Below are 22,375 nucleotides of genomic sequence, written 5' to 3'. Positions count from 1 at the left end.
GAAAGACTGGCACCTTAACTGAGATATACCACGGTTCCCGTCGTCAATTTTGGCGGGCGCGATAAAGATTAGATACAGCCTGCAACACTTTTCGCTCGCCGCAGTTTCGACGGTAACCGCTTTCTTGATTAATGATTAGGCGCCCGTTTGGTTGCCAAAAAATAAATATAGCACGTGGTTGAACCAAGAAAACGCAGATACTTAATTTTTGCTGTAGACCGTTGCCGGATCGAAATGCCGGTGGTTGTCCGTTGTCGTCACTGTGGCCTTGCCGTCTTCGAGGCTCACGGTGCGGTAGAAGCAAGAGCGGCGGCCGGTGTGGCATGTGGCGTCGTGGCCGGCCACCGACACCTTCAGCCAAATGGCGTCCTGATCGCAATCGGTTCGTATTTCCTGCACGGTCTGCAGGTTGCCCGAACTCTCACCTTTCTTCCACAGCCCCTTGCGCGAACGGCTGTAGTAGTGCGCAACGCCGGTTTCAATGGTGAGCGCCAGCGCCTCGGCGTTCATATGCGCGACCATCAGCAACTCGCCGTCGCGCGCGTCGGTGACGACGGCGGTAACCAGCCCCTTCTCGTCGAAGCGGGGGGTAAAGGCCGGCCCGGTCTCCAGTACGGCCTTATCTTCCGAGGGAGCGTCGAAGGTGAACGTCATCGCGTAAGGCTCCGTAGCTACAGCGCCGCGCGTCTTATCGGACGCGCAAAGGACGCTGTAGCATTTTGAATTTGCAGTAGAGCTTACTTGAAGCCCCGCAGCATGGTCATGAAACGAGCCTGTTCGGCCGGATCGCTTTGGAAGCTGCCTGTAAATGTCGTCGTCAGCGTCGTCGATCCCTGCTTCTGAACGCCGCGCATCGCCATGCACATATGCTCGGCCTCGATCATGACGGCAACGCCGCGCGGCGCGAGCGTTTCGTCGATGGCTCTGGCGATCTGTGCCGTCATCGTCTCCTGGGTCTGTAGCCGGCGGGCGTAGATGTCGACGACACGGGCGATCTTGGAAAGGCCGAGTACACGGCCGTTCGGCATATAGGCGACATGCGCCTTGCCGATGATCGGCACCATGTGATGCTCGCAGTGGGAAAAGAACGGAATGTCCTTCACCAGCACCATGTCGTCGTAGCCCGCGACCTCCTCGAAGGTCCGTCCGAGCACATCCTCGGCCGCGAGCTCGTAGCCGCCGAACAGTTCCTTGTACGCTTTGACGACACGCGCCGGCGTGTCTTTGAGACCCTCGCGTTCCGGATCGTCGCCTGCCCAGCGCAGGAGCACGCGAACGGCTTCCTCAGCCTCCTTCTGGGTCGGTCGGCTGCTCGCATCGTCGAGCAAAGGAAAATTCTTCACTATGGCGTCCATAATGGCCCCTTTAAGCAATACGGGATTGCTGACGTTTTATCTTTCGGACAACTCGCCACTGGCCATTCGCCTAACCCTGCAGGCTTGGGTTCCGTTGGCGGGCTCCGGGGCTTTCGGGTCCTGGCTTAGCAGTGCACTGGACCGTCCGGCACGGTTTCCCAAACAACAGGCGACTTGATGTTCCCTTGCGGAACTGTCGCCCCAACACGACATAGCATATAGTATGGTGCCACATGGATGAAAGAGGCCGAATGTGCAGTGCGGTGCTTTTTTCCTGTGTACCGGAGAAAATCATGCGCCAATTACCCAAAACCGCGAAAAATGAGCCGGATCGCGTCAAATGATGGATGACATTTACAATAACAGAATTCTGGAATTCGCTGGCAACATCCCCCGCATCGGAATGTTGGCGGATGCCGACGCCGAAGCGGCGGCACATTCGAAGCTGTGCGGCTCGAAAGTAAGGATCTGGCTGAAGATGGAGGGCGACGTCGTGACCGACTTTGCCCATGACGTCAAGGCGTGCGCCCTTGGGCAGGCTTCGTCCTCGATCATGGCGCGCCATGTCGTCGGCGCCAACGCCGGTGAAATTCGAACAGCCCGAGAGGAGATGCTCTCCATGCTGAAGGCGGACGGCGAGGGCCCGTCTGGCCGCTTCGAGGACATGCGTTTCCTGAGGCCCGTTAGGGACTACAAGGCGCGCCATGCATCGACCATGCTCACCTTCGATGCGGTGGTCGACGCCATAGGCCAGATAGAAGCAAGGCGGCTTGCCGCCGCGGTCTGAGCAATGTGCGCTGAGCCTCACCACGATCATGCCTTCCGCCCGGCGATTCGCACCAGGGGGCGGAACTGGTCCGGCCCGTTTCGCAAGACGCCGGGACGGCTCTTCGGCATGGCCCTCATCCGCGCCTATCAACTGACGCTGTCGAGTTTCATCGGCAACTCCTGCCGGCATCTGCCGACCTGCTCGGAATATGGATTCGAGGCAATAGCCCGTCACGGCCTCTGGGCCGGGGGCTGGATGACCCTCTTTCGCGTGGCGCGATGCGGCCCTGGGGGAACCCATGGCTTCGATCCGGTGCCGGATGAGCTGACATCGCGCCAGATCTGGTATGCGCCATGGCGCTACTGGCAGTAGACGAAGGAGGCCGGCCGCCATGACGATACCGATGGAATACCGGAATGCCTCTGTCGATTTCGACCGGTTTATTCTGGACGTGCGCGACATCGCCGGTCTTCAGACCACCAATCAGGCCTATACCATGGTACAGGCGGTGCTGCAGACCTTCCGCCGGCGCCTCGATGTTCCAGACGCGCTGCTTTTCGCAAATGTGTTGCCGCCGGTGCTCCGGGCAATCTTTGTCGCCGATTGGGATATGGAAGAGCCGCAGATGCCCTTCGCCGGTCGCTTTGCCATGACGCGCGAGGTGCAATCTCTCCGCCCCGATCACAACCTTTCTCCGGATACCGCAATCGCTGACGTTGCGGCGGCGTTGCGTCGGAACATTGACGAGGTGACGCTGGATCGCGTGCTGGCGCGGCTGCCCGCAGGTGCGACCGATTTCTGGCGGGCGTGACCTGACGATGGGCTATGTGGCGTTGCTGTACAGCATTATCCTTGGCGACAAGCGGCGTGTCGTGATGTCGGAACTGAGGGCGATGGTAGAACGTCTCGGCTATCATGCGCCACGCACCCTCGTTGCCACAGGCAACATCGTATTCGGCGCGTCCGACGAACCCCTTGCCGACATCGAGGCCGAGCTGGAATCGGCGTTTGCGGCAGCGTTTGGTCGCCACGTCGACATTATCGTGCGGCGCGGAGAGGATTGGCGGAGGCTTGTCGCCGGCAACCCGTTTCCCGCCGAAAGCGAGGCAGATCCGACGCGTGTCCATGTTCGGGTGATGCGCTCACCGCTTCACCGCGACGTGCTCGAAATGTTCCGCGGCCATTGTTCGAGGGGTGAGCGTATGGAAATCGTCGGCGGCGACCTCTGGGTGGATTTTGGCGGAAAGGCCAGCGAGTCGAAGCTGCTCGGGGTCTTGACCACTAGGCGGTTGGGCGTTGGCACATTCCGCAACTGGAACACGGTACGCGGTCTGCGCGACATGCTGTCCGGTTGACCGCTGCATGTGTCCTTAAATCGTAGCCGATTTAAGGACACATGCAGCACTTCAAAGTGCTACAGCGTCCCTTGCGCGTAGGACGCGCGTCGCGCTGTAGGCCTCTCCTTTACTCGACCGTCAAAAACATTTATCAGGCGCGCGTCAATAATCGGCGGCTGCTCTCATGCAGAAGCCCGGCAACCATACCACCCGCATTCGTTGGCGGGACTGGATAGGAGATCATAATGTCGCATACCGTTTCCCTTACATTTCCTGATGGCTCCGTTCGCGAATTCGCGGCCGGCACGACCGGTCGCGATGTGGCAGAGTCGATTTCCAAGTCGCTCGCCAAGAAGGCTGTCGCGATCGCGCTCGATGGTGAACTGCGCGACCTTTCGGACGCCGTGACCGATGGTCGCATCGAGATCGTCACGCGCGAAGACAGGCGCTCGCTCGAGCTTATTCGTCACGACGCCGCCCACGTGATGGCCGAGGCGGTGCAGGAACTGTGGCCGGGAACGCAGGTGACCATCGGTCCTGTAATCGACAACGGCTTCTACTACGACTTCGCCAAGAACGAGCCCTTCACGCCAGACGACCTGCCCGTCATCGAGAAGAAGATGAAGGAGATCATCGCGCGCAACCAACCCTTCACCAAGGAGATCTGGTCGCGCGAGAAGGCGAAGGAGGTCTTTGCCGCCAAGGGCGAGGACTACAAGGTCGAGCTCGTTGACGCGATTCCTGAAGGCCAGGACCTCAAGATCTACTACCAGGGCGACTGGTTCGACCTCTGCCGCGGGCCGCACATGGCTTCAACGGGCCAGATCGGCACGGCTTTCAAGCTGATGAAGGTGGCCGGCGCCTACTGGCGCGGCGATAGCAACAACCCGATGCTGACACGCATCTACGGCACCGCATGGCATACCCAGGAAGAGCTGGATCAATATCTGCACGTGCTTGCGGAAGCCGAAAAGCGCGACCATCGGCGCCTTGGCCGAGAAATGGACCTCTTTCATTTCCAGGAAGAGGGCCCCGGCGTCGTCTTCTGGCACGGCAAGGGCTGGCGCATATTCCAGACGCTGGTCGCCTATATGCGGCGCCGACTTGCCAACACATATCAGGAAGTCAATGCCCCGCAGGTACTGGACAAGTCGCTATGGGAGACCTCGGGCCACTGGGGCTGGTACCGTGACAACATGTTCAAGGTGACCGTTGCTGGCGACGAAACGGACGATGACCGCGTCTTTGCCTTGAAGCCAATGAATTGCCCGGGTCACATCCAGATCTTCAAGCACGGCCTGAAGTCCTACCGCGAATTGCCGGTCCGGCTCGCCGAGTTCGGCAACGTTCATCGCTATGAGCCGTCGGGCGCGCTTCATGGTCTGATGCGCGTGCGCGGCTTCACACAGGACGATGCGCATGTCTTCTGCACGGATGAGCAGATGGCGGCCGAATGCCTGCGTATCAACGACCTGATCCTGTCGGTCTACGAGGATTTTGGCTTCAAGGAAGTCGTCGTCAAGCTGTCGACGCGGCCTGAAAAGCGCGTCGGTTCCGATGCGCTCTGGGATCGTGCCGAGGCCGTGATGACGGACGTGTTGAAGACGATCGAGGCGCAGTCCGAAGGCCGCATCAAGACCGGTATCCTGCCGGGCGAGGGTGCGTTCTACGGTCCGAAGTTCGAATACACGCTGAAGGACGCCATCGGCCGTGAATGGCAGTGCGGAACGACGCAGGTCGACTTCAACCTGCCGGAGCGGTTCGGTGCCTTCTACATCGACAAGGATTCGGAAAAGCGCCAGCCGGTGATGATCCACCGGGCCATTTGCGGATCGATGGAACGTTTCCTTGGCATCCTGATCGAAAACTTCGCCGGCCACATGCCGCTCTGGATCTCACCGTTGCAGGTCGTGGTCGCGACGATCACGTCCGAAGCCGACGACTACGGCCGCGAGGTTGCAGCGCTTCTGCGCGAGGCGGGACTTACCGTGGAAACGGACTTCCGCAACGAGAAGATCAACTACAAGGTCCGTGAGCACTCGGTGACGAAGGTGCCGGTGATCGTCGTCTGCGGCAAACGCGAGGCGGAAGAGCGTTCGGTCAACATCCGTCGCCTCGGCTCGCAGGCGCAAACGGCGATGTCGCTCGACGAAGCGATCACGTCGCTTTCGGCTGACGCGATGGCCCCGGACCTCAAGCGCAAGGCGGAAAAGAAAGCCCCGGGGCTAATGCCCCGGGACCTTCGTCCTGTCAGAAAACCGTAATGTTCCGGGACTATGTCGAGGCGGGCAAGTGTGAGCGGTTTCCGTGCAATTCAAAGAATTGTCTTATGCGAATGCAAATGACCCGCGCCTGAAGCGTTGGTTCATTCGTTCTGTCGAGGGCCTGTCCGGTCGCAACCGCTACGCCAGGCTCTATGCGCGCTGGCGCGCCGAAATCGTCGGCAAGAGCGATCGTGTCTTCGGCGGCATGCTGCAATTGATCGACGTGCGCATGCGCGTCCAGGGTGAATGGCCGCCGCGCCAATTGCCCGATACGCCGCTCGTCATTGTCGCCAATCATCCCTTCGGCATCGGCGATGGCATTGCCGTCCTTTCTCTAGCAGAACAACTTGGCCGCCCATTCCGGGTGCTGATCCACAACGAACTCCTCAAGGTGCCGGAGATTGCACCCTATTCACTCCCTGTATCGTTCGAGGAGACCAAGGAGGCCTTGGCGCTCAACATGGCGACGCGACATGAGGCGGTGCGGCTGTTGAAGGAGGGGGTTACGATCGTCGTTTTCCCCGCCGGCGGCGTTGCGACGGCGAAGAGGGCTTTCGGCAAAGCCGAGGATCTGCCGTGGAAGATGTTTCCGGCGAGGCTTATCCAGGCTGCCCGGGCAAGCGTCATTCCGATCTACTTCGAGGGGCAGAACGGGCGGCTCTTTCATCTCGCCAGCAAGCTATCGCTGACACTCAGGCTTTCATTGCTGATTCGCGAGTTCCGGCGGCTGTCGGGTACGACGATTGCCGCTCGCATCGGCGGTATCCTTCCCTGGGAAGAATTGTGCGCCCATGGTGATCGCAAGGACCTGCTTGCCCGGATCTACGATGCGGTGTTCTCGATGGCGCCGCCGCGTCGCCGTCTCCTCAAGCGCGCTGGGTGACGTAACGTCAGTCGATTGCCGTAGGCAGCGGCAGGGCGATCGTTCGCGTCAGTCTTGCGCTTCCGCGTTCGCGGTGGTGTTGGCCGCGTCGTTCCCGTTCAGCAGCACTTCCACATCGGTGTTGACGCCCGCCTTCACGGCGAAATCGCGCTGATAGATCTTGTCCTTGTTCCGCGCCACGGCGGTATAGCTGCCTTCGGCGAGAACGAGCGTCGGAAATGCGCCGACGCTTTCACTGACGACGTCGCCTGAGGAGGTGAGGATCGACCAGGCCGTATCGGCGATCGCTTCGCCGCCCGCCTCCGAGACGAGCTTCAATGTCAGTTTCGCGGCGCGGTGCTGGATCGTCGCCTCGGTCAATTTACCGGCTTCCACCTGGATATCGGCGCGGATCACGGCGTTGACCGAACCGTAGTCGGAGACCACGTGATAGGTCCCGGCATTGAGCCGGATAACGGTGTTGGGCTTCACATCGGCGATGATCAGAGCCCGCTCCCCGTCTTCTTTCACGTCGGAGGAGAAGATCGAAAAACTGAGTTCGTTCGGCGGGATGCGTACGTCGCTGCCGGAAACGGCATTGAGGTTGACGCCGCCGGCGTCGAGCACCAGCACCTGCTTGTCGAGCGGGCCTTGTTCGGGAACGCGGATCTTGCGGGTGGCGCCGGCTCGGCCGAACGCGACATTGACGAAATATTCGCCGGGAACGAGGTTGAAGGCTGTCGAGCCGCCCTCGGAGGTGGCGAGCAACGGCAGCTTACCGTCGCTCCCGGGAATCGGGCTGAAGACCCGCCACGTCAGGCCTGATTCGACCGGCTCACCTTTCGCAGTCAGCAATGCCTCGAGCTTCACGTCCTTGACTTCGCCGCCTTGGGTCGGATCGGAAATCAGCGGGTTGAAACTCGTGAGCTTCGGCATTTTGCGTGTGCCGGTAATCGACGGGAAGCTCTTGAAGGCGTCGGTCGGATCTTCTGCAAGCGCATGTCCGGCACCAGCACTGACGAGCATGATCGCCAAAACGGTACTCGGAAAAATACGATGACGGACGCGCATGAGAACAGTTGACTTCCTGACTGGGTGACTCCACTTGAGACGCCGGTATGGCATTTTCGTGGCTGTCGGTCCGGCGGCAAATTAGTGGAATTCAGGCAATATGAAAACTGAAATAAAACTTGTCGATTACCTCGCCTCCCGCAGATCCATTCCCGCCTTCCAGATGGGCCCACCGGGGCCGAGCAAAGCGGAGGTCGAAGAGATGCTGAGACTCGCTTCGCGCGTGCCGGACCATGGCAAGCTCGCACCCTGGCGCTTCATCGTCTACCGTGGCGAGGAAAGGGCACGCATCAGCTCCGAACTGAAGAAGATGGCGCTCACCGCCAGGCCGGATCTGCCCGAGGACCTGATCAAGGTGGAGGAGACGCGCCTTACGCGCGCTCCGGTCGTTGTCGCCGTAGTCAGCAAGGCCGCACCGCACTTCAAGATCCCCGAATGGGAGCAGGTGATGTCGGCAGGCGCTGTCTGCCTCAACCTGCTGATGGCTGCAAATGCGCTCGGTTATGCCTCCAACTGGCTCACCGAGTGGTTCGCCTTCGACGAGCGGGCCTATCCGCTGCTGGGTGTCGAGCCGGGCGAAAGGGTCGCCGGATTCATTCATATCGGCACGGCCACGGTGCCGCCGACCGAACGGCCGCGGCCGGAACTCGCTGAGATCGTCACCTGGGTCGGAGACGAAACCTGATGTTCTACGACACGGCCGCGAACCGGCATGGCCTGCCGCACGATCCCTTCAAGGCCATCGTGTCGCCGCGGCCGATCGGCTGGATCGGCACCCGAGCCGCAGACGGGTCGCAGAACCTCGCACCCTATTCTTTCTTCAACGCGATCAGCGATCGCCCGAAGCTCGTGATGTTTTCCTCGAGCACTTACAAGGATTCCGTACGCAACATCGAGGAGACCGGCGAATTCACCGCAAGCTTTGCCAGCCGCAACCTCAGTGCCGCCGTCAATCTCACTTCAGTCGCCGCACCGCATGGCGAAAGCGAGTTCGAGATCGCGGGTTTGACGTCGGTCGAGGGCACCCTCGTCAAGGCGCCCTTCGTCGGCGAGGCATTCGCGGCGCTCGAATGCCGAATGACGGAAGTATTCCGGCCCAAGGGCGTCGATGGTGTCGCCTCCGAGAACTACGTCGTCTTCGGCGAGGTTGTGGGCATTCACATCCGTGAAGAAGCGATTCGCGATGGCCGGTTTGACCCGGCGATTGTCCGCCCGCTCGCTCGGCTCGGCTACATGGATTACTGCGACGGCGGCGACGTCTTCGAAATGATCCGGCCCAAGCGCTGAAACCATATCGATGTCCGCAACGCCGGCTCCATCGGTCGACGTGTGGGTTTGCCGTTGGCGATGCCTAAACCGTTGTGTGCGCTTGGTGAGCGGCCAGAATAAGGAGAATTTGGCGGACAGCTAGAAACCGAAAGCCTCCCGCCACTTGTTGTTCCATGCAGCTTGCTCGGCGAGGCCCGCAAACACTGACGTGATAACGCTCTTCAGTTTCCCACCTTCGGAATTGGTCAACTTCGTCGTGTCGTTGCCGGCCTCAAGGAACCCGTCCACCGCGGCGGCCCATTCAGCCATGTTTGCTGAATGACGAGCGGAGAGGGCGCCACTGGTGCTGTTGCCGTTTATATCCTCGATGTTGAGCATGTTTGATCCGCCGTTTGAGAAACGGAAGCCGATGACAAATTCATTGTCCGTGAACCTGTCGCGATTGCCCTTAATGAGGCCGTAGATGGCATTCGCGATCGCGTTGTCGTCCGTTATGCCGGCATGGTTTGCTTTTTCTGCTTTAACCAGCGCCGCGAAGCGATCACCGTCTTCGGATATAAGCTTCTTGAGTGTGTCCTTGACGCTTGGGTCACTCGACTTGAAATCTTCGGACTCCAAAAACTGCAAGGCGCCTGAGACAATTTCACCATTGGTCTGCTTGACATCCAATAAGCCACTGTTGATCTGGGACGCCGCCTGCATCTTCACCGGGCTGTCTCGGGTCGAGACCTTGTTCACGATGGCGGTAATCTCGTCGGTTGCGCTTGATTCATTGCCGTTTTCCTGGCTTGCAGGCGCGCGAACCTGTTGCAGAATCAACAGGGCCGCATTGGTCGTGGCGGAGATGGACGTCATGGTCGTTCCTCATACTCCGCCGCTGCATCATTGTGGGAGAAGTACGTCAGGAGTTCGAGTGTCATGCTCGGAACGATGATTGTGATGGTTGTGCTGCTACAACGATAGAGCACACCTCTTAATAATGCGCGAAGATTTCAGGATGCACAACCAAAGAGAGCAGCTTGTAGAGCGACCTGCCGCGATGACTGTGCGACCACGGCCGAAAAGCCGTTCCTCGTACTCGCCGCGCAATATCGCCTGACGGCGGCCTCGTCGTTGGCGTCCCCTGGCAACACGTCATAGGCGGCAATGCCGGCCTCGCGTGCCCTGAGCACAACCGCGGCGCGACCGGCGACAATCACCGGTGCCGCGTCCATTTCCTCGGAGGGCAGGGCGCAGCCGGCGGGTTCGGCGAGCAATGCCGCGCTGAAGATGAGCCCCTTGAGGCGTGGCGAGACTCCTGTCAGCGCGTGAGGCGACAACACGCTTTGCGGCGTCGTCGCATATTCCGCCAGAATTGCTACGCTCCCGGCCGCGCTGCCGGCGATCGCTTCGGCAACCCTCAACAGCACATCCAGCTTCTGGACATCGGCAGGCCCGCGACATCCGGCAAGGACGATACCGTTGATCCTCGACGCAAGGACGGTCTGAAGATCTGCCTCGGTGATGTTTTCGACCGGTCCGAGGCGGACGAAGCGGAGCCACGAGGCCGTACGGGCGGGGCCCTTTGAAGCCATATCCCGCACGTCGTTGCCACCGGCTGCGTCGAAGACGATGGCCTGAACTGCATCGAGGATATCCGCTTCGGGGAATGATGCGGATGCCGGCAGATAGAGGAGCGGCTTCATGGTTTGCTGGCGGTTAACAGACATGGTGAACCAATCTTAAACCTTTGACCGCTAGGCTTCGAACATTGGGGCTGTTGGGTGTCTAGTGGGGCATAGGTGATCATACAAGCATTTCTTCGCTGGGCGGAAACGGCGAGAACAAGCGATCGCGCCCGCGCCGCGAGCGCGCTGGGCCGCGCCTATGTCGAAGCCGAGACGAACGGCATCGACCGGCGCGCCGCCGAAATGGCGATGACCTTCCTGCTCGATGATCCTTCGCCGAAGGTGCGGCACGCTTTGGTGGAAGCGCTTGCCGATTTCTCCATGGTTCCGCGTGGTATTGTCATGTCGCTTGCGGAAGACCAGCCCGAGATTGCCTATGTCGCCATTTCCCGTTCGCCGGTATTGACCGATGAAGACCTCGTTGATTTGGCCGCACGGGGAACGGCCGAGACCCGCGCCTTGATCGCGGCGCGCAGCATCGTATCCCGCTCCGTCGCGGCGGCGATCGCGGAAATAGGCGGCGAGGACGAGGTGTTGATCCTGCTTGAGAACGAAGGCGCAGTGCTGACGCGCTGGTCGCTGAAGAGGATTGCCAACCGTCTTGGCCATGCGGCGGCCGTGCGCGATCGGTTGCTGGCGCGCCCCGACCTGCCGAGCGAAGCGCGCCATGAGCTTGTCGAGAAGGTCGGCGCCGCACTTGCTGTTTGCGGATTCGTCCAGGCCACGATCGGGGAAGGGCGGTTGCAGCGCGTCGCCCGAGAGGCCTGCGACGCGGCTGCCCTCGTCATCATAGAGGCGGCGTCGCAAAAGGAGTTGCCTGAACTCGCCACCCATTTGCGCGAGGCAGGTCGTTTGACGCCCGCTTTCCTCCTGCACGCGCTTTGCAGCGGCAGAACGGAATTCTTCTCCGCCGCTATCGTCGATCTCTCAGGTGTCGCCGAAAGGCGCGTGCGTGCAATCCTTTCCGGTGGTCGCGTCCATCCGATCCGCGCCCTTTTTGAAAGTGCCGGGCTTGGTCGGGACGTGAGCGAAGCCTTCGCGGAGGCCGTGCTTCTGTGGCGAAGGGACCTTGGCGAAGCCGCAGATGGCGCACCGCAATCGGTCGCCACTGCCCTCCTTGCACACATTCGCCATCAGCCGATGCCTTCGGCAGCCTTGAGTGCGATGGCCGAGCTCGTGGAACGCCTCGCCTTCGCCGAACAGCGGCAGACAGCCCGCAACTATGCACTCCTGGCCGCCCGCCACGCGGCTTGAGCCGCTCGGCTGCGGATCGAGGCTGAAGGATCAGTCGCCGAAACGACGTGCGACCCAGGAATAACCATCCTCGATGTAGTGGACGGGCGCGCTGACGATCGCCTTTAGTTTTTCTCGATCCGGGACTGCGCCGCTGAGCAATGCCAAGGCGCGTTTCGGCATGCCCGGTTTCGCTTCGATCGGCTGCGGTTGTGTTGGTGTTTGCGGCGGCAACACGGCCGTCTGCTGCGGGGCGGCGGCACTGTCCGGTTGAGGGACGGTGGATGCCATCATATCCGGTCCGGAGGTCTCGCATACGGCAACGACGACCGGATAGTTGTTGTTGGAGAACTTGGGCAGTTCCTGCTGGGATTCCGTATCGCAATGGGCAATCGACTGCCAGCTGCCGTTGACGGTCGAGATATAGTGGCACTGGCTGACATTGTCGTCGCAGCCGAGGATGGTCATGACGATGAGTGCGGCTTTCATGGTCTCTCCGGTCTTTGAGCGGGCTGCGGCCGCACAGTCTGGACGTTGTTATGACTGACCGATTCTTTCCGGAGTAGGGCAAAGTTGTTGCGCCAGTGGAAAAAATTGTTTCCGCTTGTTAGCGGTTTTGAAATCTCCGCCCGCAGGTTTGCGCCATTTGTCGTATTGGACAGTTCGACATGCAGCGCTATCCATAGCCACGCGTGTCGTACGCAAGACTTCCGTCGAGGAACTTAAAATTGACCGCTGTCACCATTGCCGAGGAAAGCCCCAGCCAGCCGGCCGTCGTCCGTCTGCTCGAACTGTCCGATGCCTATGCGGCATCGCTTTATCCCGCAGAGAGCAATCACCTTGTCGACCTCGCCACGCTGGAAAAGCCGACGGTTTCCTTTTTCGTCGCGCGGCGCGATGGTGAAATCGTCGGTTGCTGCGCACTCGTGGAAGCGGGCGACGGCACGGCCGAAATCAAGCGGATGTTCGTCGATCCCGAAGCGAGGGGGCTCAAGGCCGGCAAGCATCTCCTTGGAGCGCTTGAAGCCAAAGCCGAGAGGCTCGGGCTTGTGGCAATCCGGCTTGAGACGGGCATCTACCAGCCGGAGGCGATCGGCCTCTACAAGGCGTTCGGCTACGCGGAACGCTCGCCGTTCGGGAGCTATCTGCCTGATCCCCTGAGCCTGTTCATGGAAAAGCCGGTCCGGCAGACAGCCTGAGCGCGAAGAATCATCGTTATGCGACGTCTCCGCCCTTGAAACCACGCAATTCCGGGCGGAATTGCTCTAGATGTCCAGGTTGTCGGCGAACACGGCCCGTTCCTGGATGAAGCGGAAGCGGGCGTCTGCCTTGGTTCCCATCAGATTGTCGACAGCCTCGCGCGTGCCCTCGAAATCGACGTCGTCGATCTCGACCTTGAGCAGCGTCCGGTTTGCCGGATCCATGGTCGTTTCCTTAAGCTGCGCCGGCAGCATCTCGCCGAGACCTTTGAACCGGCCGACTTCAACCTTGCCGCGGCCGTTGAACTCGGTGCGCATCAGTTCCTCGCGATGTGCATCGTCGCGCGCATAAAGGGTCTTCGAGCCCTGGCTGAGGCGATAGAGCGGCGGGACCGCGAGGTAGAGGTGACCGCCGCGTATGAGCTCCGGCATCTCCTGATAGAAGAAGGTGATGAGCAGCGACGCGATGTGCGCGCCGTCGACATCGGCGTCGGTCATGATGATGACGCGCTCATAACGCAGGTCCTCATCCCGATATTTCGATCGCGTACCGCAGCCGAGCGCCTGGACCAGATCGGCGATCTGCTGGTTGGCGCTGAGCTTTTCACGCCCGGCGCTGGCGACGTTCAGGATCTTGCCGCGGAGCGGCAGGATCGCCTGGTTCGCGCGGTTGCGCGCCTGCTTTGCCGACCCGCCCGCCGAGTCGCCCTCGACGATGAAGAGTTCGGCACCTTCCGCCGTGTTCTGCGAGCAGTCGGCGAGTTTTCCGGGCAGACGCAGCTTGCGCACCGCCGTCTTGCGGTTGACTTCCTTTTCCTTGCGCCGGCGAACGCGCTCCTCGGCGCGCTCGACCACCCAGTCAAGGAGCTTGGCTGCTTCCGCCGGATTGTCGGCGAGGTAGTGATCGAAAGGATCGCGCAGTGCGTTTTCGACAATGCGTTGCGCCTCGACGGTCGCCAGTTTGTCCTTCGTCTGGCCGACGAATTCCGGCTCGCGGATGAAGACCGAGAGCATGCCGGCCGCCGATATCATCACGTCGTCGGTGGTGATAATCGCCGCACGCTTGTTCTGGGTCAGCTCCGCATAGTTCTTGAGCCCCTTGGTGAGCGCAATGCGGAACCCCGCCTCATGCGTTCCGCCTTCCGGGGTCGGGATCGTATTGCAGTAGGAGTGGACCTGCTGGTCGCCGCCATACCAGGTGACCGCCCATTCAAGCGAGCCGTGGCCGCCGGATTTTTCGGATTTACCGGCAAAGATCTCACGCGTGACGGTGAATTCCTTGCCGAGTGTCGCGGCAAGATAGTCCTTGAGGCCGCCCGGGAAATGGAACACCGCCTTGTCCGGGGTCTCCGAACCTTCCGGCAACAGGGACGGATCGCACGACCAGCGGATTTCGACGCCGCCGAAGAGATAGGCCTTGGAGCGGGCCATGCGGAAGAGCCGCGCCGGCTCGAAGTGCGCGTGCGGCCCGAAAATCTGCGGATCCGGATGGAAACGCACTTTCGTGCCGCGACGATTGTGAACGTCGCCAAGGTCCTCGAGACCTCCCTGCGGAATACCGCGGGAGAAACGTTGGCGGTAGAGCTTGCGGTTGCGCGCGACCTCGACTTCGAGAGAGTCCGACAGTGCGTTGACGACCGAGACGCCGACGCCATGCAGGCCGCCGGAGGTTTCGTAGGCCTTGCCATCGAACTTGCCGCCGGCGTGCAGCACCGTCATGACCACTTCAAGCGTCGACTTGTTGGGGAACTTCGGATGGTTTTCGACCGGGATGCCACGGCCGTTGTCGGTGACCGTCAGGAAACCTTCGGCATCGAGGCTGACCTCGATGAAATTCGCATGTCCGGCGACCGCCTCGTCCATCGAGTTGTCGATGACTTCGGCGAAGAGGTGATGCAGCGCCTTCTCATCGGTGCCGCCGATATACATGCCGGGACGGCGCCGCACAGGCTCCAGGCCCTCGAGCACCTCGATCGCCGAGGCGTCGTAGTCGCTGCCATCGCTGCTCCTCGGTGCAGGGCGCGGTGCTTCGCCGCCGCTAGGTGGCGCAGGCTTGCGCGAAGGCGCATTGGCTTCCGCCGGCATCGGCTTCGGGGGCATTGCGGAAAAGAGGTCGCTGCTGTCGTCCATGGGGTCGTTCAGATCGTTCCTGTCGTCTGGCGTCGCGAAGGCCCATAGCAAGAGCTGGGCGCTGCCGCCATCTTTGTGTCGCGCGAATCACCCGAATTTTGCCAGAGTCTTACGCCAGGCGCGAACAAAAGGCGAATTCCGGTGTATTAGCCAAGCAGAATACCGTAAGAGCGTCGGCAAGCTGCTTCAGTGTTGCTTTGCGGAAGTGGCAATGGCAAGGCATCGACCGAACGAGGGAGCCCGTCGGCTGTTTATGTCCACAACTGTTTTTTTCGCTCGGCGCTTGATGCTCGCGCTTCTGCTCCCGAGCCTTCTTCTTGTCGGCTTCGCCGCAGAGGCGGCGGCCCTCAAGCCATACAAGGACGAACTGTTCGCCTATCGCAATGTGCTCGAAGAGGCCGATGACGGCGATTTCCGTGTCATCGGCTACAAGGAGCTGCGCGACATCAACGAGCGCGACCAGATCCCGGAACGGCGCGTCAAGCGCGCCTATGTCTCCCTTGGCGTCAAGAGCGCACAGGTCAACGAGACGCTCGACCTTGGCGGGCGCCCACTCGATGTCATGCGCGTCGGCCCTGAGCGCGACGCCGCATTCACGGTCATCTTCATCCACGGCCGTGGCGGTGACCGGCGTCTCGGTGCCAACGATTTTTCCTTCGGCGGCAACTTCAATCGCCTCAAAAATCTCGCCGCCGCCAATGGCGGCACCTATTATGCGCCCAGCGTGCGGTCATTCGATGCCGCGGGCGTGGCTGATGTCTCGGCGCTGATACGCTTTGCCGCCGAGCGTTCCGGCGGCCGGCCGGTCGTGCTCTCCTGCGCTTCGATGGGGAGCTTCATCTGCTGGGGCGTCGCGCGCGAGCAGAGAGCGGTGTCGGCTCTCGGCGGCATGATGATCATGGGCGGCGCCGCCGATCCGAGCTTTGCAGAAAGTGCCGCCTATAAGGCGAGGTTGCCGATGTTTTTCAGCCACGGCAGCCGCGACAGCGTCTATCGTGCCGAGGATCAGGTCGCGCTCTATCGCTCGCTCAAGTCGAAGGATTATCCGACACGCTTCGTGCTGTTCGAGACGGGCTCGCATGGCACGCCGGTTCGTATGACCGACTGGCGCGATGCGTTGAACTGGATCGCCAGCCGATAGGAAATTCTGAAGTGGACACGCGATGAAGATGAATGAGTTGGGGCGTTCCGACCCGACAGCGCGTCGGCCGCAACGGACCGTGTCGCCGGACGATTACGAGGATCGGGTCGGCTCGATCGAACCGATGGCGTATCTGCCGATGGGCAGTGGTCTAAGTTTGGGCGACAGCCGCAGCAACGATCGCGGCATTCTCATTGACGGTTCGCGGCACAATCGCATTCTCGCCTTTGATCCGGGAACGGGCAAAATCTCGTGCGAGGGCGGCGTCACGCTCTACGATATCCTTCTGCGGGCGATCCCGCACCGCTTCTTTCTGCCGGTCACGCCGGGCACGGCTTTCGCGACAGTCGGCGGTGCCGTCGCCAATGACGTGCACGGCAAAAACCACCATGCTCGCGGCGCCTTCGGCAATCATGTCCAGCGCCTTACCCTCTTGCGTTCGACCGGCGAGCGGCTGGTTTGCTCAGCCGATGAGAACGGCGACCTCTTTGCCGCGACGATCGGCGGCATGGGGCTGACGGGGCTGATCCTTGACGTCGATCTTCAACTGATGAAGGTGCCATCGCCGCATATCCAGCAGCATGTGATCCGCTTCGACAATCTCGACGACTATTTCGCACGCGTAGAGCGCGTCGATGAAGAGCATGAATACGCCGTGGCCTGGATCGACCAGCTCGCGACCGGGCGTCGCATGGGAAGGGGCGTGTTTCTTGCCGGCGATCACGCGGATGGGTCGTGCGAGCTGCCAGACGTTCCCAAGAGATTGCCGCTTTCCGTGCCGTTCGCGCTGCCGGTCAATCCCCTGAATACGGTGACGATGAGGGCTGTGAACGAATACCGCTATCGCCGTGAAAGGGGCGATGAGACCGTATCGACGATGACATGGAACTCGTACTTCTATCCTCTGGATGCGATCGGCTCCTGGAACCGGCTCTATGGCCCAGGCGGGCCGTGCCAGCATCAAAGTGTCTATCCTTCGGAGAATGCGCCGGAGATCACGGCGCGGCTATTGGAAACAGCGCGCCGTGCGGGGCATGCTTCGTTTCTGACGGCGCTGAGACGCTTTGGGGACATCCTCTCGCGCGGCCCCCTTTCATTTGCGCGGCCCGGTTTTGCCTTGACGTTGGATTTTGCCAATCGAGGTGAAGCAACGGCCATGCTCATGGATGCTCTCGACCGCATCGTCGTGGATGCTGGAGGCGCGGTAAGTCCGTGCGTTGACACGCGCATGAGCCCGGAAGCCTTCGAAGCGTCTTTCCCCTCCTGGGAAAGGCTCGAGGCGCTGCGCGACCCCGCTATGGCGTCGGACTTTTGGCGGCGTACGGCGCTGACTTTAAAAGCTTGAAGGCAGGGATCAACGCTTCTGCCCTCTTATGTTCATGTCGAACTCGACCACGTTGGAGTAGATAGGTGTTCCGACGTCCATGCCGTAGGGTGCGCGGCGGATACTCCCGCGGATGGTGAAAGCGATCGAGCGCTTGTTCCAGTCGGTGAGCGTCACCTCAAACCGCTCCTTGCGGGCCTTGCCGCGCGCCGTCAGCGTACCCACTACGGTTGCCGAATCGGCCCCGGTCTGTGTGACGCTGGTGGATCGGAAGGTCACCGTCTGATAGTTGGCCGTGTCGAAGACAGCGCTTGAGCGCAGGAAGTCCTCGATCCGTCGCTCGCTGGACCTTACGCTCTCCGGATAGAGGGTGAACTCGACCGAGGATCGCTCGATGTTGCTGCCATCTATCCGGAAGCCGCCGGAGAACTTCGCGAATTTGCCGGCGATGCCGCCGCCGCCTCCGGTCTGCGGGACGCTGAATTGGACGGTCGACGAGCTGGCGATGCGGTAGTTGCCGGCCGCGTCGGCAAGCGCCGGCGCGGCCGCGGCAGCCGCCGGAGTCGTCGCCATGGCGAGAAGCGCGAACAACCATATCGCTTTAAAAACTGGCCTGCGTGGAGTCATCATGGATCATTTCCTCTCGACGAGGGTGTCGTCATTTTCCTGAGTGTTGAACGTCTTGGCATCCCTTCGGCGTGCGCCGGGGCGAAGCATGCGGACGAGGACTTCGTCTCGTCGCAGAAAATGATGGTAGAACGCCGCCGCCGCGTGCCCCGCGACCAGTCCAAGCATGAGATAGGCGAGCAGCGCGTGGGCGAAGGTCCAGAACGCCTCGGAAGCTTCCGATTGCCGGAGCGGCAGATGCGGAATGACGATCAGATTGAAATAGAAGCTTGGGATATTCAGTGTCGAGGTCGATGCGACCGCCCAACCGGCAAGCGCTACGATCAGCGCGAGAACGATCAGCGCCCGATGCATGATCTGGGCCGCCGTATGCTCCAGCGGGCCGAGACCCGGAGGGGGAGCCGGATTGCGTTCGATGGACCACCACACGGCCCGAAGGACCGCCAGCCCCAGCACCGTGAAGCCGAAGGACTTGTGCCACTGATAGAGGGAGAACTGCAAAGCCGGATCGATCTCGGTGCGCCGCATGACGAAGCCGAGAAGGATGAGGCCGAGGATCAGCACCGCAATCGCCCAATGGAGGACGATCGTCACCGCTCCAAATCCGCTCTCGCTGTTGCGCAGCATAGGACTCTCCGGATGAAGGAAGCCAATTCCTCTTCGCCACCGCACAGTCACCCCTATGAGACGCCCAAAGCTTGGCTTTTATTCGCTCCGTGGCTCAACGAACGGACACCACGGCGGTGGCAAGCACCAGATTATTCCGTGCCGGGTGCTTTTTTTTGCCCGGGCGATTTGCTAGGCCGCTTGCCGGAGAAATAGACCCGACACGGAGGAACTTCATGACGCCCGACATCCGCCCGCTCGTTGCCGGAAACTGGAAGATGAACGGAACGCGCGCCTCGCTCGACCAGATCAAGGCGATGGCGGAGGGCGTCAAGGGCAGTCTGTCCGAGAAGGTAGAAACGCTGATCTGCCCGCCTGCAACGCTGCTTTACGTCGCTACCGCACTTTGTGACGACAGCCCGCTGATGATCGGAGCGCAGGACTGCCACCAGAAACAATCCGGCGCCCACACGGGCGACATATCCGCTGAGATGATCGCCGACTGCTTCGGTACCCATGTCATCGTCGGCCATTCCGAACGCCGCACCGATCATGCCGAGAGCGACGCGCTGGTGCGCGCCAAGACCGAAGCCGCTCATGCAGCCGGTCTCGTCGCGATCGTCTGCATCGGCGAAACCGGCGAGGAGCGCAAGGGTGGCAAGACGCTTGACGTCCTGAAGCGCCAGCTCGCGGAAAGCCTGCCGGATGGCGCGGCGGCGGAGAACACGGTCATCGCCTACGAGCCCGTCTGGGCGATCGGCACCGGCCTGACGCCGACTGCATCCGACGTCGAGGAAGCGCATGCATTCATGCGCAGCGAACTGGTCTCGCGCTTCGCAGATGCAGGCGGCAGGATGCGCATCCTCTACGGCGGTTCGGTCAAGCCCGGCAACGCCAAGGAACTGATGGGTGTTGCCAATGTGGACGGCGCCCTGATCGGCGGCGCGAGCTTGAAAGCGGAAGACTTCCTCGCCATCTACAGGGCATATGAAGAATTGACAGCCTGATTGCTCTGCCGCGCGGGCAGGGGCTTGGAATAGCTGACGGCTTGGTATAAACAGGCGCCAAATTTGCGCCCGGCCGTGCCGTGTTTCGCGCCGGGTTTGATTCGTGTGCCCAAGAGGGCAGGACTGGAAGCTGATGCAGACCGTACTACTCGTCATCTATCTCATGGTCGTCGTCGCCTTGATCGGCGTCGTCCTCATTCAGCGTTCCGAAGGCGGCGGTCTCGGCATTGGCGGCGGTTCGGGCTTCATGTCCGCCCGTGGGACGGCCAACGCGCTGACCCGCACGACTGCCGTTCTTGCCTTCCTCTTCTTCGGTCTGGCGCTGGCAATGGGCATTCTCTCCCGTTACGAGCCGCAGGCGACCGACATTCTCGACCGCATCCCGGGCACGAGCTCGAGCGGCGGCGGCGTCCTCGATTCGCTCGGCGGCGGTCAGCAGACGCCTCCGGGTGGCGGAAACGCGCAACAGCCGGCTAACGGCAACGCGCCGGCCAATGGTACAGCCCCCACGGGCCAGGCACCGGCCGGTGCCGCACCGGCGCCGCAAGCGCCTGCAAACGGCGCCAACGGCAATTCGGGATCGCAAGTTCCGAGCGGCCAGTAAGGTCGCAAATCAGAAGAACCCACCGGCGGATGCTTCATCCGCCGGTTTTGTTTTGTGTGAAATCTGTCCCCTCCCAAGACGAAAAATTCCGGAAAGCGAATTTTTCGGTGGCGGAATCGTTTGTGAAAAGGTATCCGGTGACTCCCATGGCGCGATATGTATTCATCACTGGCGGCGTGGTTTCCTCCCTCGGAAAAGGCATCGCTGCAGCCGCTCTCGGAGCGCTGCTGCAGGCGCGTGGCTACCGGGTGAGACTGCGTAAGCTCGACCCCTACCTCAATGTCGATCCGGGCACGATGAGCCCGACCCAGCACGGTGAGGTTTTCGTTACCGACGACGGGGCGGAGACCGATCTCGATCTCGGTCACTACGAGCGCTTCACGGGGCGTTCTGCGACGAAGACCGACAACATCACCACCGGCCGCATCTACAAGAACATCATCGACAAGGAACGGCGCGGCGACTATCTCGGCGCGACGGTCCAGGTGATCCCGCACGTCACCAATGAAATCAAGAATTTCGTCACCGAGGGCAATGACGACTACGACTTCGTCATCTGCGAGATCGGCGGCACCGTCGGCGACATCGAAGCAATGCCCTTCATGGAGGCGATCCGCCAGCTCGGCAACGACCTGCCGCGCGGCACCGCTGTCTATGTCCATCTGACGCTGATGCCCTATATCCCGGCGGCGGGCGAGCTCAAGACCAAGCCGACGCAGCATTCGGTCAAGGAACTGCAGGCGCTCGGCATCCATCCGGACATCCTGCTCGTTCGCGCCGATCGCGAGATCCCGGAAGCCGAGCGTCGCAAGCTGTCGCTCTTCTGCAACGTTCGCCAGTCCGCCGTCATTCAGGCGCTCGATGTCGCCTCGATCTACGACGTGCCGATTGCCTATCACAAGGAGGGCCTCGACAACGAGGTTCTCGCCGCATTCGGTATCGAGCCGGCGCCGAAGCCGCGTATGGAGGCCTGGGAAGACGTTGCCCACCGTATCCGCACGCCGGAAGGTGAAGTCACGATTGCCATTGTCGGCAAGTATACCGGCCTCAAGGACGCCTATAAGTCGCTGATCGAAGCGCTCTACCACGGTGGCATCGCCAACCGCGTCAAGGTCAAGCTCGAATGGATCGAGTCGGAAATCTTCGAGAAGGAAGATCCGGCACCCTATCTCGAAAAAGTCCACGGCATCCTCGTCCCCGGCGGCTTCGGTGAGCGCGGTTCCGAGGGCAAGATCAACGCCGCCCGCTTTGCGCGCGAGCGGAAGGTTCCCTATTTCGGCATCTGCTTCGGTATGCAGATGGCAGTGGTGGAGGCTGCCCGCAACCTCGCCGGCATCGAGAAGGCCTCTTCGACAGAATTCGGCCCGACCAAGGAGCCGGTCGTCGGCTTGATGACCGAATGGGTGAAGGGCAACGAGCTTGAGAAGCGCTCCGCCGCGGGCGATCTCGGCGGCACCATGCGGCTCGGCGCCTATCGCGCGACCCTCAAGCAGAACACCAAGATCGCCGGCATCTATGGATCGACGGATATCTCCGAACGGCATCGCCACCGTTACGAGGTCAATGTCGACTACAAGGAACGACTGGAATCCTGCGGCCTCGTCTTCTCCGGCATGTCGCCGGACGGCGTCCTGCCCGAGACGGTCGAATACCAGGACCATCCCTGGTTTATCGGCGTTCAGTACCACCCGGAACTGAAGTCGCGGCCGCTCGATCCGCACCCGCTGTTTGCGAGCTTCGTCGAGGCCGCGCTGGAGCAGTCGCGCCTCGTCTGACGCCGCGACCCTGGCCACGCCCCGTCCTTTGCGGCCGGTCCTCAAGGACCGGCCGTTTCCGTTTTCGGTATGTCCCGCCGCCTGCAGAGCGGCCGCGCTTGCAATCGGCCGGCAAAAGTTGCAAACAGCGACGGA

The 22,375-nt window shown here is 61.3% G+C and carries 24 protein-coding genes; 15 read left to right on the top strand and 9 right to left on the bottom strand.

Features of this window, described 5'->3' with window-relative positions; translation table 11 throughout:
* Window positions 1–201: 201 nt before the first annotated feature.
* Both hisI and folE read right to left on the bottom strand, forming a co-directional pair.
* Window positions 202–654, bottom strand: a complete 453-nt coding sequence (gene hisI / locus QN222_RS19840; RefSeq protein ID WP_283963910.1) for a phosphoribosyl-AMP cyclohydrolase — start codon at window positions 652–654, stop codon at window positions 202–204.
* 83 nt (window positions 655–737) lie between these two features.
* Window positions 738–1,355, bottom strand: a complete 618-nt coding sequence (gene folE, locus QN222_RS19835; protein ID WP_283963909.1) for a GTP cyclohydrolase I FolE — start codon at window positions 1,353–1,355, stop codon at window positions 738–740.
* Window positions 1,356–1,695: 340 nt separating this feature from the next.
* On the opposite strand from folE, the gene QN222_RS19830 reads away from it, so the two are divergent.
* The 6 genes from QN222_RS19830 to QN222_RS19805 all read left to right on the top strand — a co-directional run bounded on the left by QN222_RS19830 (window position 1,696) and on the right by QN222_RS19805 (window position 6,608).
* Complete coding sequence (locus tag QN222_RS19830) at window positions 1,696–2,142, top strand: iron-sulfur cluster assembly scaffold protein (RefSeq protein WP_283963908.1); 447 nt, start codon at window positions 1,696–1,698, stop codon at window positions 2,140–2,142.
* A 3-nt stretch (window positions 2,143–2,145) separates the two neighbouring features.
* A complete protein-coding gene (gene yidD, locus QN222_RS19825) occupies window positions 2,146–2,496 on the top strand; it encodes a membrane protein insertion efficiency factor YidD (RefSeq protein WP_283963907.1) in 351 nt (116 codons plus the stop codon).
* Between the two features lie 19 nt (window positions 2,497–2,515).
* On the top strand, window positions 2,516–2,935 hold the full coding sequence (locus QN222_RS19820) for a DUF2267 domain-containing protein (RefSeq protein WP_283963906.1): 420 nt from the start codon (window positions 2,516–2,518) through the stop codon (window positions 2,933–2,935).
* Between the two features lie 7 nt (window positions 2,936–2,942).
* Window positions 2,943–3,479 carry a DUF1697 domain-containing protein gene (locus tag QN222_RS19815; protein WP_283963932.1) on the top strand — a complete coding sequence of 179 codons (537 nt, stop codon included), beginning with the start codon at window positions 2,943–2,945 and terminating at the stop codon, window positions 3,477–3,479.
* 227 nt (window positions 3,480–3,706) lie between these two features.
* Window positions 3,707–5,725, top strand: coding sequence for a threonine--tRNA ligase (gene thrS, locus QN222_RS19810; protein ID WP_283963905.1), 2,019 nt, complete (start codon window positions 3,707–3,709; stop codon window positions 5,723–5,725).
* A 43-nt stretch (window positions 5,726–5,768) separates the two neighbouring features.
* Entirely contained in the window at window positions 5,769–6,608 is an 840-nt protein-coding gene (locus QN222_RS19805; RefSeq protein WP_283963904.1) for a 1-acyl-sn-glycerol-3-phosphate acyltransferase, read from the top strand.
* Window positions 6,609–6,656: 48 nt separating this feature from the next.
* On the opposite strand, the gene QN222_RS19800 is transcribed toward QN222_RS19805, so the two are convergent.
* Window positions 6,657–7,658, bottom strand: a complete 1,002-nt coding sequence (locus QN222_RS19800; protein ID WP_284005564.1) for a hypothetical protein — start codon at window positions 7,656–7,658, stop codon at window positions 6,657–6,659.
* A 100-nt stretch (window positions 7,659–7,758) separates the two neighbouring features.
* Here QN222_RS19800 and QN222_RS19795 point away from each other — a divergent pair, with 100 nt between their 5' ends.
* Together QN222_RS19795 and QN222_RS19790 are read left to right on the top strand one after the other, a co-directional pair.
* Window positions 7,759–8,343, top strand: a complete 585-nt coding sequence (locus QN222_RS19795) for a nitroreductase (protein WP_283965693.1) — start codon at window positions 7,759–7,761, stop codon at window positions 8,341–8,343.
* On the top strand, window positions 8,343–8,945 hold the full coding sequence (locus QN222_RS19790) for a flavin reductase family protein (protein WP_283965692.1): 603 nt from the start codon (window positions 8,343–8,345) through the stop codon (window positions 8,943–8,945). Before QN222_RS19795 ends, QN222_RS19790 begins: the two co-directional genes overlap by 1 nt.
* 120 nt (window positions 8,946–9,065) lie before the next feature.
* On the opposite strand, the gene QN222_RS19785 is transcribed toward QN222_RS19790, so the two are convergent.
* Both QN222_RS19785 and QN222_RS19780 read right to left on the bottom strand, forming a co-directional pair.
* A complete protein-coding gene (locus QN222_RS19785; protein WP_283965691.1) occupies window positions 9,066–9,782 on the bottom strand; it encodes a hypothetical protein in 717 nt (238 codons plus the stop codon).
* 137 nt (window positions 9,783–9,919) lie between these two features.
* Window positions 9,920–10,636: an aldolase/citrate lyase family protein gene (locus QN222_RS19780; protein WP_283965690.1), complete on the bottom strand. Its 717-nt coding sequence runs from the start codon at window positions 10,634–10,636 to the stop codon at window positions 9,920–9,922.
* A gap of 72 nt (window positions 10,637–10,708) precedes the next feature.
* On the opposite strand from QN222_RS19780, the gene QN222_RS19775 reads away from it, so the two are divergent.
* Window positions 10,709–11,848, top strand: coding sequence for a DUF2336 domain-containing protein (locus QN222_RS19775; protein ID WP_283965689.1), 1,140 nt, complete (start codon window positions 10,709–10,711; stop codon window positions 11,846–11,848).
* A 30-nt stretch (window positions 11,849–11,878) separates the two neighbouring features.
* On the opposite strand, the gene QN222_RS19770 is transcribed toward QN222_RS19775, so the two are convergent.
* Entirely contained in the window at window positions 11,879–12,316 is a 438-nt protein-coding gene (locus tag QN222_RS19770; RefSeq protein ID WP_283965688.1) for a hypothetical protein, read from the bottom strand.
* A 239-nt stretch (window positions 12,317–12,555) separates the two neighbouring features.
* Here QN222_RS19770 and QN222_RS19765 point away from each other — a divergent pair, with 239 nt between their 5' ends.
* Window positions 12,556–13,026, top strand: a complete 471-nt coding sequence (locus tag QN222_RS19765) for a GNAT family N-acetyltransferase (RefSeq protein ID WP_283965687.1) — start codon at window positions 12,556–12,558, stop codon at window positions 13,024–13,026.
* Between the two features lie 66 nt (window positions 13,027–13,092).
* On the opposite strand, the gene parE is transcribed toward QN222_RS19765, so the two are convergent.
* Window positions 13,093–15,156: a DNA topoisomerase IV subunit B gene (parE, locus tag QN222_RS19760; protein ID WP_283965686.1), complete on the bottom strand. Its 2,064-nt coding sequence runs from the start codon at window positions 15,154–15,156 to the stop codon at window positions 13,093–13,095.
* 211 nt (window positions 15,157–15,367) lie between these two features.
* Between parE and QN222_RS19755 the strand changes: the two genes are divergently transcribed.
* Window positions 15,368–16,297, top strand: coding sequence for an alpha/beta hydrolase (locus tag QN222_RS19755; RefSeq protein ID WP_284005563.1), 930 nt, complete (start codon window positions 15,368–15,370; stop codon window positions 16,295–16,297).
* Window positions 16,298–16,319: 22 nt separating this feature from the next.
* Window positions 16,320–17,642, top strand: a complete 1,323-nt coding sequence (locus tag QN222_RS19750) for an FAD-binding oxidoreductase (RefSeq protein WP_283966016.1) — start codon at window positions 16,320–16,322, stop codon at window positions 17,640–17,642.
* 9 nt (window positions 17,643–17,651) lie between these two features.
* On the opposite strand, the gene QN222_RS19745 is transcribed toward QN222_RS19750, so the two are convergent.
* Complete coding sequence (locus QN222_RS19745; protein ID WP_283966017.1) at window positions 17,652–18,251, bottom strand: YceI family protein; 600 nt, start codon at window positions 18,249–18,251, stop codon at window positions 17,652–17,654.
* A 3-nt stretch (window positions 18,252–18,254) separates the two neighbouring features.
* A complete protein-coding gene (locus QN222_RS19740) occupies window positions 18,255–18,875 on the bottom strand; it encodes a cytochrome b (RefSeq protein WP_284005562.1) in 621 nt (206 codons plus the stop codon).
* 215 nt (window positions 18,876–19,090) lie between these two features.
* Between QN222_RS19740 and tpiA the strand changes: the two genes are divergently transcribed.
* The 3 genes from tpiA to QN222_RS19725 all read left to right on the top strand — a co-directional run bounded on the left by tpiA (window position 19,091) and on the right by QN222_RS19725 (window position 22,240).
* Entirely contained in the window at window positions 19,091–19,861 is a 771-nt protein-coding gene (gene tpiA / locus QN222_RS19735; RefSeq protein ID WP_283964700.1) for a triose-phosphate isomerase, read from the top strand.
* Window positions 19,862–19,994: 133 nt separating this feature from the next.
* Entirely contained in the window at window positions 19,995–20,465 is a 471-nt protein-coding gene (secG, locus tag QN222_RS19730) for a preprotein translocase subunit SecG (RefSeq protein ID WP_283964701.1), read from the top strand.
* A gap of 137 nt (window positions 20,466–20,602) precedes the next feature.
* Window positions 20,603–22,240 (top strand): CTP synthase, encoded by a 1,638-nt coding sequence (locus QN222_RS19725; protein ID WP_283964720.1) that lies wholly within the window; start codon window positions 20,603–20,605, stop codon window positions 22,238–22,240.
* Window positions 22,241–22,375: the final 135 nt, after the last annotated feature.

The sequence above is a fragment of the Sinorhizobium sp. 6-70 genome (genome assembly GCF_030124375.1).
Taxonomy (GTDB): domain Bacteria; phylum Pseudomonadota; class Alphaproteobacteria; order Rhizobiales; family Rhizobiaceae; genus Sinorhizobium.
The sequence above is the reverse complement of the archived record's forward strand: the minus strand, read 5'-3'. Positions and strand labels throughout refer to the sequence as shown.

Bases quoted from the DNA above. Each gene is read 5' to 3' on its own strand.
- secG (WP_283964701.1), top strand. From the start codon at position 19,995: ATGCAGACCGTACTACTCGTCATCTATCTCATGGTCGTCGTCGCCTTG.
- QN222_RS19745 (WP_283966017.1), bottom strand. From the start codon at position 18,251: ATGATGACTCCACGCAGGCCAGTTTTTAAAGCGATATGGTTGTTCGCG.
- QN222_RS19755 (WP_284005563.1), top strand. From the start codon at position 15,368: ATGGCAAGGCATCGACCGAACGAGGGAGCCCGTCGGCTGTTTATGTCC.
- QN222_RS19780 (WP_283965690.1), bottom strand. From the start codon at position 10,636: ATGTCTGTTAACCGCCAGCAAACCATGAAGCCGCTCCTCTATCTGCCG.
- QN222_RS19750 (WP_283966016.1), top strand. From the start codon at position 16,320: ATGAAGATGAATGAGTTGGGGCGTTCCGACCCGACAGCGCGTCGGCCG.
- tpiA (WP_283964700.1), top strand. From the start codon at position 19,091: ATGACGCCCGACATCCGCCCGCTCGTTGCCGGAAACTGGAAGATGAAC.
- QN222_RS19815 (WP_283963932.1), top strand. From the start codon at position 2,943: ATGGGCTATGTGGCGTTGCTGTACAGCATTATCCTTGGCGACAAGCGG.
- thrS (WP_283963905.1), top strand. From the start codon at position 3,707: ATGTCGCATACCGTTTCCCTTACATTTCCTGATGGCTCCGTTCGCGAA.
- QN222_RS19800 (WP_284005564.1), bottom strand. From the start codon at position 7,658: ATGCGCGTCCGTCATCGTATTTTTCCGAGTACCGTTTTGGCGATCATG.
- QN222_RS19820 (WP_283963906.1), top strand. From the start codon at position 2,516: ATGACGATACCGATGGAATACCGGAATGCCTCTGTCGATTTCGACCGG.
- QN222_RS19795 (WP_283965693.1), top strand. From the start codon at position 7,759: ATGAAAACTGAAATAAAACTTGTCGATTACCTCGCCTCCCGCAGATCC.
- QN222_RS19740 (WP_284005562.1), bottom strand. From the start codon at position 18,875: ATGCTGCGCAACAGCGAGAGCGGATTTGGAGCGGTGACGATCGTCCTC.
- hisI (WP_283963910.1), bottom strand. From the start codon at position 654: ATGACGTTCACCTTCGACGCTCCCTCGGAAGATAAGGCCGTACTGGAG.
- folE (WP_283963909.1), bottom strand. From the start codon at position 1,355: ATGGACGCCATAGTGAAGAATTTTCCTTTGCTCGACGATGCGAGCAGC.
- QN222_RS19770 (WP_283965688.1), bottom strand. From the start codon at position 12,316: ATGAAAGCCGCACTCATCGTCATGACCATCCTCGGCTGCGACGACAAT.
- QN222_RS19785 (WP_283965691.1), bottom strand. From the start codon at position 9,782: ATGACGTCCATCTCCGCCACGACCAATGCGGCCCTGTTGATTCTGCAA.
- yidD (WP_283963907.1), top strand. From the start codon at position 2,146: ATGTGCGCTGAGCCTCACCACGATCATGCCTTCCGCCCGGCGATTCGC.
- parE (WP_283965686.1), bottom strand. From the start codon at position 15,156: ATGGACGACAGCAGCGACCTCTTTTCCGCAATGCCCCCGAAGCCGATG.
- QN222_RS19830 (WP_283963908.1), top strand. From the start codon at position 1,696: ATGATGGATGACATTTACAATAACAGAATTCTGGAATTCGCTGGCAAC.
- QN222_RS19790 (WP_283965692.1), top strand. From the start codon at position 8,343: ATGTTCTACGACACGGCCGCGAACCGGCATGGCCTGCCGCACGATCCC.